Below are 12,489 nucleotides of genomic sequence, written 5' to 3' on the forward strand. Positions count from 1 at the left end.
GAGAAATATTGTATTACAGAATAAATAATCAAAAAAATTACTTGGCTAATATTGCATGCGCTACATTTTCTGTTTTCAATACAGCTGGAAGAGAATAAGCTTCGTGGTTATTCATTGCAGCTTTAATACACTTCAATATTTCGTCCGGTCTATTATTACATAGATAATAGCGTTCAAATGTAGAAAGGAATTGAGCTATATCATCAGCTCTATCACCGTCCAAAACAACGATAACAGGCTTTGAGGTTGCTGCATAATGATATACTTTTCCTGGAATCTGAGTTCCTGATTTGTTACAAAGACAAATAAATATATCAATTTCTTGTTGCATTTTCTCTATTTCATCAACCGGCATCCTCTTATAAACCCTGATTTTATCATTGCTTTCTATTTTCACATCAGAATTTCCAGCTATTACAAAATCAAAATTATTATTGATTATTACCTCCAAAAGAGGATGAATATTTCTATTGGCAGTATCATAGTCACCCAGATACCCCAATAGTTTAGTAGAAGAAGTTCCAGACCTATTTTCGTCTGTTTCTACAACTGGTATAGGAAGAAAATCAATTTTATCTGCCAACTGGGGATACTTGTTTTTTATCATATCAGCAGTAAATGGAGAGACGTATACAGCTTTATCACATTTGGAGATTATCCTTTGCTCTTCTTTTTCCACTAAAAAGTCCGGTAGCAATCTTTTAACTGAAATGTCATTACTCAATGGATCCCCCCAATATTGAATCCATTTATTTGCTATTGATGAATCTTGCTTAAATAACTCTTCGACATACAAATGAGCCGATTTCATATCTGATGATGATATCACAACATCAAATTTTTCATTAAACAACTTACTATTTATCTGTTTTACAAAACTTTTTCTTCTATCATAAATAGAAAACAAACTATAGACATAATAAGCTTTTTTCTTTACATACACATTCCATTTGGATAACTGAACTGTTGAAATACTTTTTATAGCATCCCCCTTATTTATCCAATAACGAGACTTTATTCCTATAGAAAGTATCTTATTGAAAAAACGGGCATCTTCCGGATATAGACTATAAGTAGAAACCGCATGTCCCAACTTCAGCAATCCTTCTATTAATGCTATATTCCTTATATTAGCGGAAGTATTATATTCTAAAGGATATGTGGTAACAAATAAAATATTCATTAAACAGTTTTCTTTTTTAGTGACAAAATCAGTATTAAAGGATATACAACAAGTGAGTAGTTGGCATAAATAGTACTAATATCGGCAGATGCCACATGAAAGAAAAATGCAAGCATTAGACTTACTTGAAACATAGTATGAAAAGCAGGTAGTTTTCCACTTTCCTTCAACAAAACAAGACTCTTATCAAGCCATCTCAACAATTTACCGATAAAAAAAGAATAAATAACCACACCCACAATGCCAAATTCAATAATTGAGAATGTTACTATATCATTGGGGATGCCATACATATCCCTCCAATTTACTCCCATATAGTATTCACAAGTTCTTTCATATGACGCCTCCGTAGTTACACCTGGTATAAAATTCAGAAGTCCGGTTACGAAATGCGAACCATAAGCTATCCCATAATCATTAATAATATTAAAGGAATGTGACAAATTCCGGTAAGGATGTGCAAATTGCCACAATACTGCATCATAATCAAATGAAGATACATCAAATGACTCTTTCTCAAAATACACAAATAGAGCATCCAATACATTGAGCATATTGATTCCCACAATAGCAGCTGTAAATATAAAAAGCCACGGTTTTTGCGTCCATCTTTTTATCAACGGAAACGAAAACGCAATAATAAAAGCTCCTAAAGCCGAACGACTTGCTTGGAACATATATAACATCAGTACAAATATGACAGCCACAATTAGCAATAATTTCGACAAATAAGTCTTTTTATAATCATATAAAAACAGCATTCCCCAAGGAGAGAACTTTAGAAATCTTGCTAATACAATAAACTTATACGAGGCACCGACATAAGAAGCCATATCAGCAGAAAAAGAGCGTGCCGCTTCTGCAATAACAAGAGCTTGAAAAAAGCCTCCCAATGCCTTAAAATATATCAACAAAGATATACTACCAACTATTAATGTAAAATATCCTAAACAAGTAAAAAAAAACTTGGCTTTTAACAGAGAAAAGTAATACTGATGTTCTTCTTTCCCTGATGAATATCTATAAGAAAAAAGAAATACTAAGTAAAAAACAAATAACAGCAAGTAATAGAACAACGGAGACATTCCATTATCCATAAGAAATTCCGAAAAGAAATAGTTACTATCGTCACTTGCTACTCTACATATTTGAATGAGAATGGGAACGACACAATAATAAAAGAGAAAACCCATTGAAAAAGCAGAAAACAAATTAGGACTTCTCTTTATATTATTATTATAAATTTGTACGGCTATAAATATAATTAATAGAATAGAACAAACACAGCCAAACATAAATTCTTCTTATAACAAAGAATTAACAATTCTCATACATGCCTGACCATCTCCATAAGGATTAACTGCAGTACTCATTTGGTCATAATAAGCCTTGTCATCTAACAATCGAGAAACCTCATCAATAATCCTTTCATAATTCGTCCCTACCAACTTCACCGTACCAGCCTCCAAAGCCTCCGGTCTTTCTGTAGTATCACGCATTACAAGTACCGGTTTCCCAAGTCCTGGTGCCTCTTCCTGTATGCCTCCACTGTCAGTCAATACAATTGATGATTTTTCCATTAAATAGACAAAAGCCAAGTATTCCAAAGGCTCTATAAAAAACATATTATCCGAATTAGTAAGATCTTCACCAAAAACCTCATGTATTGATTCACGAACATTAGGATTCAAGTGCATGGGATATACAAAATCCGTATCCAGATATTTCTGATTAAGTGCCTTTATTGCACTACACATAGAAATAAACCCATTGCCAAAATTTTCTCTTCTATGACCTGTGATTAAGACTAATTTTTTCCCATTTTTTAAACGATTAACATCATAACCTGAAACTATCAAAGTATCTTCCAATTCTTTATCAAGAATAGCATTTTGCTTGATTTTATCTACTACCATATAAAGTGCATCTATCACCGTATTTCCAGTAACTAAAACAGAATTCTCTTTGATCCCCTCATCCAACAGATTCTGCCTGCTAAGAGATGTTGGAGAAAAATGATAAGTAGCAATACGCCCAGTAATCTGCCTGTTCATCTCCTCAGGCCATGGACTATACACATTATAGGTACGCAATCCAGCCTCTACATGCCCAACAGGTATCTGCTGGTAAAAAGCCGCCAAAGCTGACGCAGTGGATGTCGTAGTATCACCATGAACCAACACAACATCCGGTCTAACTTCTTTCAAAATATCACGCATCCCTATCAGCACACGAGCCGTCACATCATACAAATCCTGCCCCTGCTTCATTATATTCAGATCATAGTCTGGAATAATATTGAAGATATGCAATACTTGATCAAGCATTTCACGATGCTGACCAGTAACACAAACAATCGTTTTAAAATTCTCAGGATATTTTTGAAACTCCTTCACCAAAGGAGCCATTTTAATGGCTTCGGGTCGCGTTCCAAAAACCAACATTATTTTTTTCATACCACCAAAACTTATTATTTACTTTTTATATATACCACAGAAGTCTAGAATAATTTTCTTATCATCATAAGCAAGAGACTTAAATATCGTATGTGCTACCAAAAACACTACAATATCCGCCTTTGCATAAGCTTCTTTATAATCTGTCAATTTAAACACATTATGTTCCTTCACATTAGGCTCAACAATCAAAATATCTGCATTATTACAACTTTGCATCACTTTAGTAGTGATATACTTAGCAGGAGCTTCACGTAAATCATCAATATCAGGCTTGAAAGCTAATCCCATCATGGCTATAGTTGGTTTACGGTGGTGTTCCAACTCAAACTTAAGCATAGCATTTTCTACCTTTTCAGCACACCAAAATGCCTTATAATTATTTATTTCACGAGCTGTAGAAATAATTTTAGACTCCATCGGAAAATCAGCTGTTATAAAATAAGGATCAACAGCTATACAATGCCCGCCAACACCACACCCCGGCTGTAGGATGTTTACACGCGGATGTTTATTAGCTAAGTTGATAAGTTCCCAAACATTAATATTCGCTTTGTCACAAATCAACGATAATTCGTTTGCAAAAGCAATTTGTACATCACGTGACGAATTTTCCGTCAATTTACACATTTCAGCCGTCTTACAATTGGTCCGATGAAGTGTACCTTGTACAAATTGACTATAAAACTCAATGGCCTTATCAGTGGAATCTTCATTCATACCACCTATTACACGGTCATTATGCACCAATTCATAGATCACATTTCCTGGTAAAACACGCTCAGGACAATAAGCTATATAGATTTTATCTGTTAACTCCGGCCGTAATTCAAAAATCATTTTTTTCATTCTATCTGTAGTTCCTACAGGAGAAGTCGACTCTATAACATATAAATCACCCTCTTTGAGAAGAGGAAGTACCGCACGAGTAGCAGCTTCCACATACGATGTATCCGGTTCATGATTTCCTTTGAAAGGAGTGGGTACCACTATAAAATATGCATCTGCAACTTCAGGTACAGTAGAAGCTTTTAATTGTCCATTCTTCACAACTTCTTGAAGTAACTCCTCCATACCAGGCTCGATGATATGTAACTTCCCTTGGTTCGTCATTTCAACAACCTTAGGATTAATATCAACTCCAATAATCTCAATGCCATATTTAGCGGCAATAATTGCAGTAGGCAGACCAATATAGCCTAACCCCATAAAACAAGCTTTCATATTTAAACGTTTAATTAAATTCAAATCCATCAATGTGTTTCAAATCATATAACTCCCCATTAGTATTGTTCTGAGTCAGATTACTGACATGAATATCTTCACATTTCATATTACTTTGTATCACATATTTAGCAGTATTAGATACTATATTCCGAATATTTACATCATGTATTTTGTTTGATAAAGAAGGATCTCCGTAACCAGTGTATAGATATAAGACTGAACTACGATTTCTACTAGCATTTTCTGGTTCAACAAAGTCAGATATCGAAATATTATAAATCTCATTATCATAAGCTGTCAATAATATAACACCATGATGATTCCCAACAGTTGATATATCATGAATATTTATTTCAAATATATCCATATTACCAGTAGGATCTAAATTCACAGTAGGTTCCATAGGATAAATATAATTACCATTAGGATAAGTTCTTTTCACATTACGTCCCAAAGCACTACAAGCAATAGTATCATCCGAAGTATCTCCGGTTATATTGTAAATCTCACAGTGATGACATCCTGAGCGAATATTAATACCATCTCCATTTTTACAATCGGAAAATATTGATAAATCATGAACACTGACATTAGAACATTTATCAAAAGATATAGCCCAACATCTTATTTGTTCAAAAGAAATACCTGATATTTCAATATCAGAAGCAAGTGAAAAAGATATTTGTAATGTCCTCCATCCATAATAGTCACCTATTGCATCTTCTTCTACATTTCGAACAGGGTGATAAATCTTTGCATTTACGTCCGGACCAATAATCTTACATTCTCCTCTTCCTATTATACGTATATTGGAAATCGAATCTATATGCAATGGAATTCCAAAAGGATTATCATTCTCAAGAACCAAATTATTTCCTCTAAATACATTATCAAATACACCATTATTTTGTTTGATTATACAGTCTTCCAAAACAACTGTTGTATTACTATCCAATAAAATAGCTTCATCTATACAAATTTCACGAATATCAAAATGAATAACTTTAGTTTTATAAAGTATACAATCATTCAAGCACAATCGGATAGCATCTGAATGATTTTCTCCATACTTCAAATAATCAGACAACCTTACCTCAATGTAAGAATCGTCATCAATAGCCTCATTATCCGAGCAAGAGATGAAGAATAATGCAATAAATATATTCAGTAGCAGTAATACCCTACTGTTTAAAAATAGAATATAAACCATCCTCGTATTTAGCTACTTTTCCTTCATTCCTCTTGCACATAATATTATAATTATTAAGTGCATCTTCGGGAGACAATACCTGCTTCAATGCCAATTCCGACAAATCAGAATCAATAGTAAACACTTTAAATCCCCATTCTACCAGCTGTTTATAAATCAAACTATTCTCATACAAAAACAGTTTAATTCCATTTAACAAGCAGATATAGATATTTCCCATCGCTTGTTGCCTAATATGTCCAAATATAGCATGAGTTATATTTGAGAATAATTCCAAATACACATTTCTAGGTAGAAAATCTTCCAACCATATAGTCGAATCTTTTTCCAAACAAGAGTTTTCCTTAAACCATTTTTTATCAGCATTATAATCTTCACCATAATTTATAGGAACCACAATCTTTTGATTCCCCAATTTATATTTGCTAATAATAAAAAATATATCAAGGTGATTATTCGTATATGATAAAGAGTTTCCAATTAGAATATGTTTTGCTTTTTCATGGTTAACAAATTCACTCTTTTGAGAAATGCCAGGTCCTAAGCCTAACAAGAAAGGCTTAGCACGGAATATAGAATATTTTTTTAATAATAATGTATATTCAAGAGGAATAACAGGAGTGAAATAATCAATCCGAGCCAAAACTTTCCTTCTTATAAAACTATCATGAAAATAGGTTATTACATAATATAATAACCTCGCCACATCCTTTATTGACTTTCTACGATTCCGAATGTAAGCTTTAGTTTTCGGTTTAAACAAGTCCAGCTTAATCAATGGCTTCAACAATCTTACCGAATGATAAATTTCATATCCCCAACACCACCATATAACTTTTTTTTCCGGTGAAATATATTTAAAATATTTATAATACTTGGGATCCAAGCTGTGGAAATATACGATATCAATAGAAGGATCTCCAAAAAGACCTATATATTTTTGATAAGAAGTTATAACCTTAACACTCTCACTTCTTTTTATAAATTTAAAAAGTGAATTATCAGGTATATACATATAATATAAGTTTTCAATTCCTCGTATAGAATCAAAAAATACGCTCGCAATATCAAAGAATTTTTCATCATTGAACACATGTAATATAACTATTTTACCCTGTCTCATTTGAAAAAATATAAGTTGTACTCAATTTAAAACATCCTCTTCTTTTCAGATATGTTATGAAATACCCAAACATGATACACAACAAAATTATTAACTATTGATAAAATGCTACCCTTATGAGAAAAGAATAAGCTATATGACTAATACTCCTACTGGTACTAATAAAATATTAAAGACTAATCTAGTAGGTATGTTGACTCCTTTGCCTTGATCAAATAATACATTGTAAGATTCACAGGAGATGGACAATTCCATTTATGAGCGAGTCTCATAACATCTCCTGATATATAATCGACCTCAGTCTTTCTGTGAGCAAGAATATCCTGTAACATTGAAGTTTTTTTGGGATATGGATAAGTTGTGAGATATTCAATAGTATCGGCAATATCACGAGTACCAAGATCTACACCTTCATAACTTGCAATGATGAGTAACTCCTGCATTGCCAACCGAAGAATATGATGAATTTCCCTAATCTTTGAAAACTGAATATAGTCTGCTTCTGTCAAAGCCGACACTTGATTGGCACCAACATTCAACATCCACTTTTTCCAAATACCTCTCTTCATATCTACATCTACAAATGTAATAAATCCAGCTCTATCAAGAATATTTTTGATTTCTACAAGTTCAGGCTTCACTTCCGTATTATTAGAATAACCAAAATGAATATCACCTGCAACATTGTAACGATATCCAGTACCATCATTGTATGCATCAATTTTACTAATATAACCATAAAGGACTCTATTATCTGGATAAAATTCTCTTATGGTTGGAGTAGGCGTTACACTATTCAACATAGGAAGAATAATAGTATTAACATTCACATAGGGTCTCATATCTTCACATGCTTGTTCTAGGTCATAGTTCTTTACACAAACAAAAATCAAATCCGCATAACAATCACCCACTGCAGGAATCGCTATTTGAATAATGCTATCGTTTACTTTTATTCCATTACGTAAACGTTCGACAAATTTCCCTTTCGCAATAAAAAACGTTTCTACATCTTCTTTCAAATATGATAAACGTTCTACAAGAACACTGCCAACACAGCCAGCACCAATTATTCCTATTTTCATAAATTCCCGATTTTATTTATCTCAAGCTTACAGATAACCATATTTTCACCATTCTCATCCATAACCTTAAGATTGTCATAAATATAGGCCACTGACTCACGAATATTCTCTACATTGTCAGAAACCATGTGGATACGACACAAAATTTGCGAAAAATCTGCAGTCCTAGTCATTACATCGCTCTCAATATGATTCTGATAAAGATGAATAACCTCTTTAAGTTTTTTTACTTTATCAAGCCCACTAATCTTTGTGATTACACCATTCTTCAACAGAATAGGAAGTTGAAATCCAATCTTGCCAAACCGGGGATTCTCAATAGCAGCAATATACCTGTCATCTCCCATAGAACCGGTGAGCGAATAACGAATAAGCATTTTAAGAACATTAGAACCATTTATGTATTCACATACGTGATAAGTCATTGTCCCATCAAGACGATAAGTCGGATCAAAAGGAATCAAGTTATCACCACAAACAAATGACTGAAATGCAATGAGCCCATTCCTAATGCCTAAATTTTTAATTAATGCCTCAAATTTATTAGAGTTATGATTCAAGAATGTATCAAGATGTTTTGAGGGATAATAATAGCCAACTGGAAGTTGAGTTATTCCCGTTCCAAAATGATGCATATACCTATCACACATTGCAGAAACATCAACAAGACCATCATGCACAGTGAAATAGACCATAACTTCGTCTGCTACAATGTACTGCTCTATAACTACTGTTTTATTATCAGATGCATCTAAAGCTTTCTTATAAGCTTCTTGAAATTCCTCTTCCTTATAGCATACAGAGATACCTCGTGAACCACCATTATCAGCCGGTTTTACAATTACAGGGAATTCTATTTTATCACCATATTTAAATGCTTTAGGAACTATAACCCCACTCTTGATACACGCTTCCTTAAACTTAATCTTATCTAGGATTACGTCAAGATTAGCATTATCTGCATAGAATGGTTTCCTAAGATTCTTTGACAACTTTTGGGCACAACTAATACGTTTCTCCGAGAAACCCGCAATACAACCATCAACCTCGTATTCAATACATTTAGTTCTCAGAGTCTCAATATCTGACCAACTAATATTCCAAGCTTCATCTGCTATAGCCTTTGCAGGAGCATCATCCCAATTTGAATGATTGTCCGTTACTATTGTATAAATCCCTTCTTTACGTGCAGCCTCAACAATTTCAGCTTCCATCAAAGTTGCACCTAAAATGAGAAGCTTCTTACCTTTAAGTAATCCCATTATGAATTATGTGATGTTAGTATTAAAATTTGTTCAAGCACCTCTTCATTAATATCTTTTGAAAAGAGCTCATGATTTTCTTTTATAACTTCAAGCGGTAACTCCCACCACCTGCTTTCCTTTAACCTTCTGCGAATTTCTTCGTCAAATCGCCAACCAAGATGCCTTGCTGGTACACCTGCAACAATTTCATAGTCATCCACGTCATGAGTCACTACACTTCCACTTCCTATCACAGAGCCACAACCTATTGATAATCCTCTCATTACAGTTACTCCGACCCCCATCCACACATCATCTTTTATAATACATTTAGTTTCTAAATAATGTAAACGATCCCCTGTAAGATTATAAGTAGTACAAGCTTTCATATTATGATTCGGTCCTCCAATACTACAATCCCAAGAGATGGAACAGAACTTTCCAACCTCAGCATACATCACTTTAGTATTAAAGCCAATCTGAGATCCATCACCTATCTTACTATTGAGAATAAATGCATTACGATTAATAAGAGTATTATTTCCTAAAGAAGAGTCTTTCACATAAGCATAATCTCCAATAGTAGAACGGTTAACCTCAGAATTTACGATACGAACAGACCTATAGACTGACACATTCTCAGAAGATTTTTCTACAAAATCATCATTGTGAGTTTCCAATACCTCTATATTCATTATCTTTTTACAATTTCAATTATTCTATTCATTTCCTCTTCTCCATACCTTTGGTCAACAGGAATAGGAACAATATGGTTACATAGAGCATATTCACAATCCATAGGAGAGCACCATTCCAATATATTTGGCCAATATTGTGCAACAAAAATGTTATTCTTCATGAGTCTTGACCGCAATGTTACATCATTTGTATAAAAAGGGTAAACCATCGGACAGGTAAAGGAATTTTCATCGCGTTTTTGAAGTAAGCGAACAAAACCATTTTTTGTTTCTAAATTAGAGTGTAAATAGCTATAATTCTTTTTCCTAACTTCAATTATCTGCTGGTAATCCAAAGAGTGAAGAATATTCTGAGTTAATTGGCTCATTTTCGCAAGTGGAAAGTCACGAAGGGCATTATCATTACTTTTGAATAACTCATAACCTTCTGTTACTTTTCCTTCGCCTCTCAATATTAAATGTGAACAATAACCACTTGCATCATTTGATGAAAGTCTGCTTATATCTATCTTTAAAGGAGATACAGCAATGCCACCATCAGGTACTCCAACAAACTTTCTCGGACTATAAATCTGATGGCATCCCTCAAATTCCTGAGTAAAAAAAGCTTGTGCGTTATCAATTATTAATTTGTCCCCATAATAATTTGCCAGTATCAAAACATAACTATCCATAACACCAAAATAATTGGTATATAACAGATATTCATCCGCTTTAAGTTCTGGCAATTTACCGATCTCCAAATCAAAATTAAGGTGATAAAATTCATAGACCACACCTATTGCTTTCAATGCATCAGGTACTATGTCACATGTAAAGTAAGGAATCCACAACTTCGAAATTCTTCCTATGTTTTGAAGAATCAGTTGAAGTGCTCCATGTCCACTATTAACCAAAACTCCCTTATCGTGAGGAAATGCTATTTTAGTCATAGGAAACTCCCAAGAGAAATATCCGCCTATTGCTTTCATCATTTTACAATTACTTTCAACCATTCACGTTGTGTTACCAAAGCATGTTCCAGTTCATCCTGAGTATTAAACTTTAGAATTAGCATTCCAATCGCGTTATTGGCTCCTTCAAAACAGTCTACTTTATCTCCTACTTTTACCCATAAGTCTCTTTCAACAATCTCTGCCGTAAGTTCGTTAGATATCTCAAGCCTTTCAAAAGTTCCATTTTTATCAGCATGAAGCACAATCTCTGCCCAGTGTCCGTGATATGGCTTCTGTTCTATATTTTGTATCGCGTCGCCAACTGATGCACGAACAGCGGCCGTGATAAGGTCAACTCCAGTAGCGTAACGAATCATCTCAGAAAGACGGTTACCACCTCCACGAGGAGACACTTCCATTATATAGGTTTTGCCATTAAGGCCAACACGTGTTTCTATATTATACACTGAAGTATTCATTTTAAGAAGAACCAAAAGCCGCTGAAGCTCGGAAGACAATTCCAACTCTTGCTGCACATTCATTGTTGAAGGCCATGAATATGCAGCAGGGACAAACATACCCACTGCATTCTCATCAAAACGCTGAGCGGAAAATGATATAAACTTAAGTTCTCCATTTACAGAAAAGCTATCACTATCTGAAGAACATCCTTTCTTCTCTATAAATTCTTCGACAATAATATTTCCCTTAATTGAATGTTCAAAAGCATACAATAAAGCAGGCATCAACTCATTTTCGCTGTCCACACGAGTCACTCCTTTAGAACCGGCGGAATCTGTCGGTTTCACAATCAATGGATAAAAATATTTCTTTTTATTGTCCCAAGCTTCATCTAAAGAAGAGAACCCGAAAGCCCAAGGCACATTAAAGCCATTTTCAAATAGAAAGGCTCTGAACTTATCCTTATTCTGAAGTATCTCTACTGATTCAGTTGGACCGAATGAAGGAAGTCCCATATGGTTTTGAACATATGAAGCTGCCACAACTCCAGGATCGACTCCAAATGACATAATTCCATCTATTTCTTTCTCACAGGCAACTTCCAAGACGGCTTCCTTATCAATAATACTAACATTTATATACTCATCACTATACTTATGGGCTATGTTATCAGGAAAGTAATCTGCTGTTATCACATAATAGCCTTGATTGTGAGCCGCCTCAATAACGGGAAGGAGATAACGAATACCTCCCAAGAGCATTAATTTTTTTTGCTTCATCTTCTTTACATTTGTACTCTAAAATACACTCTCATTTCAGACACTTTTGCAAAGTTCTAAAACGCAAAATATCCAAACATGAAAATT

At 34.0% G+C, this 12,489-nt stretch carries 11 protein-coding genes; all 11 read right to left on the reverse strand.

Annotated elements, in window-relative coordinates; genetic code table 11:
* Window positions 1-37: 37 nt before the first annotated feature.
* Window positions 38-1,183 carry a glycosyltransferase family protein gene (locus tag BN161_RS19240; protein WP_044269435.1) on the reverse strand — a complete coding sequence of 382 codons (1,146 nt, stop codon included), beginning with the start codon at window positions 1,181-1,183 and terminating at the stop codon, window positions 38-40.
* Entirely contained in the window at window positions 1,183-2,280 is a 1,098-nt protein-coding gene (locus tag BN161_RS19245) for an O-antigen polymerase (RefSeq protein WP_125910876.1), read from the reverse strand. Before BN161_RS19245 ends, BN161_RS19240 begins: the two co-directional genes overlap by 1 nt.
* Before the next feature lie 207 nt (window positions 2,281-2,487).
* Window positions 2,488-3,639, reverse strand: coding sequence for a non-hydrolyzing UDP-N-acetylglucosamine 2-epimerase (wecB, locus tag BN161_RS19250; RefSeq protein ID WP_044269438.1), 1,152 nt, complete (start codon window positions 3,637-3,639; stop codon window positions 2,488-2,490).
* An 18-nt stretch (window positions 3,640-3,657) separates the two neighbouring features.
* On the reverse strand, window positions 3,658-4,863 hold the full coding sequence (wecC, locus tag BN161_RS19255) for a UDP-N-acetyl-D-mannosamine dehydrogenase (RefSeq protein ID WP_044269507.1): 1,206 nt from the start codon (window positions 4,861-4,863) through the stop codon (window positions 3,658-3,660).
* A 10-nt stretch (window positions 4,864-4,873) separates the two neighbouring features.
* Window positions 4,874-6,076 (reverse strand): glycosyl hydrolase family 28 protein, encoded by a 1,203-nt coding sequence (locus BN161_RS19260; protein WP_044269440.1) that lies wholly within the window; start codon window positions 6,074-6,076, stop codon window positions 4,874-4,876.
* Complete coding sequence (locus BN161_RS19265; RefSeq protein WP_044269442.1) at window positions 6,048-7,199, reverse strand: TDP-N-acetylfucosamine:lipid II N-acetylfucosaminyltransferase; 1,152 nt, start codon at window positions 7,197-7,199, stop codon at window positions 6,048-6,050. Before BN161_RS19265 ends, BN161_RS19260 begins: the two co-directional genes overlap by 29 nt.
* Window positions 7,200-7,375: 176 nt before the next feature.
* Complete coding sequence (locus BN161_RS19270) at window positions 7,376-8,284, reverse strand: ketopantoate reductase family protein (RefSeq protein ID WP_044269445.1); 909 nt, start codon at window positions 8,282-8,284, stop codon at window positions 7,376-7,378.
* Entirely contained in the window at window positions 8,281-9,546 is a 1,266-nt protein-coding gene (locus BN161_RS19275) for an ATP-grasp domain-containing protein (RefSeq protein ID WP_044269447.1), read from the reverse strand. Before BN161_RS19275 ends, BN161_RS19270 begins: the two co-directional genes overlap by 4 nt.
* A complete protein-coding gene (locus BN161_RS28190) occupies window positions 9,546-10,223 on the reverse strand; it encodes a CatB-related O-acetyltransferase (protein WP_052356338.1) in 678 nt (225 codons plus the stop codon). Before BN161_RS28190 ends, BN161_RS19275 begins: the two co-directional genes overlap by 1 nt.
* On the reverse strand, window positions 10,223-11,200 hold the full coding sequence (locus BN161_RS19285) for an aspartate aminotransferase family protein (protein ID WP_125910877.1): 978 nt from the start codon (window positions 11,198-11,200) through the stop codon (window positions 10,223-10,225). The genes BN161_RS28190 and BN161_RS19285 overlap by 1 nt, the downstream gene beginning before the upstream one ends.
* The gene (locus BN161_RS19290; RefSeq protein ID WP_044269449.1) at window positions 11,197-12,402 is read right to left on the reverse strand and encodes an ATP-grasp domain-containing protein; all 1,206 of its coding nucleotides are present in this window, start codon (window positions 12,400-12,402) and stop codon (window positions 11,197-11,199) included. Before BN161_RS19290 ends, BN161_RS19285 begins: the two co-directional genes overlap by 4 nt.
* Window positions 12,403-12,489 lie beyond the last annotated feature (87 nt).

Source organism: Bacteroides timonensis (genome assembly GCF_000513195.1).
In the GTDB taxonomy this organism is placed as follows: Bacteria; Bacteroidota; Bacteroidia; order Bacteroidales; family Bacteroidaceae; genus Bacteroides; species Bacteroides timonensis.

Excerpts from the sequence above, each read along its gene's own strand:
- BN161_RS19240 (WP_044269435.1), bottom strand. The coding sequence starts at position 1,183 with ATGAATATTTTATTTGTTACCACATATCCTTTAGAATATAATACTTCC.
- BN161_RS19245 (WP_125910876.1), bottom strand. The coding sequence starts at position 2,280 with ATGGATAATGGAATGTCTCCGTTGTTCTATTACTTGCTGTTATTTGTT.
- wecB (WP_044269438.1), bottom strand. The coding sequence starts at position 3,639 with ATGAAAAAAATAATGTTGGTTTTTGGAACGCGACCCGAAGCCATTAAA.
- wecC (WP_044269507.1), bottom strand. The coding sequence starts at position 4,863 with ATGAAAGCTTGTTTTATGGGGTTAGGCTATATTGGTCTGCCTACTGCA.
- BN161_RS19260 (WP_044269440.1), bottom strand. The coding sequence starts at position 6,076 with ATGGTTTATATTCTATTTTTAAACAGTAGGGTATTACTGCTACTGAAT.
- BN161_RS19265 (WP_044269442.1), bottom strand. The coding sequence starts at position 7,199 with ATGAGACAGGGTAAAATAGTTATATTACATGTGTTCAATGATGAAAAA.
- BN161_RS19270 (WP_044269445.1), bottom strand. The coding sequence starts at position 8,284 with ATGAAAATAGGAATAATTGGTGCTGGCTGTGTTGGCAGTGTTCTTGTA.
- BN161_RS19275 (WP_044269447.1), bottom strand. The coding sequence starts at position 9,546 with ATGGGATTACTTAAAGGTAAGAAGCTTCTCATTTTAGGTGCAACTTTG.
- BN161_RS28190 (WP_052356338.1), bottom strand. The coding sequence starts at position 10,223 with ATGAATATAGAGGTATTGGAAACTCACAATGATGATTTTGTAGAAAAA.
- BN161_RS19285 (WP_125910877.1), bottom strand. The coding sequence starts at position 11,200 with ATGATGAAAGCAATAGGCGGATATTTCTCTTGGGAGTTTCCTATGACT.
- BN161_RS19290 (WP_044269449.1), bottom strand. The coding sequence starts at position 12,402 with ATGAAGCAAAAAAAATTAATGCTCTTGGGAGGTATTCGTTATCTCCTT.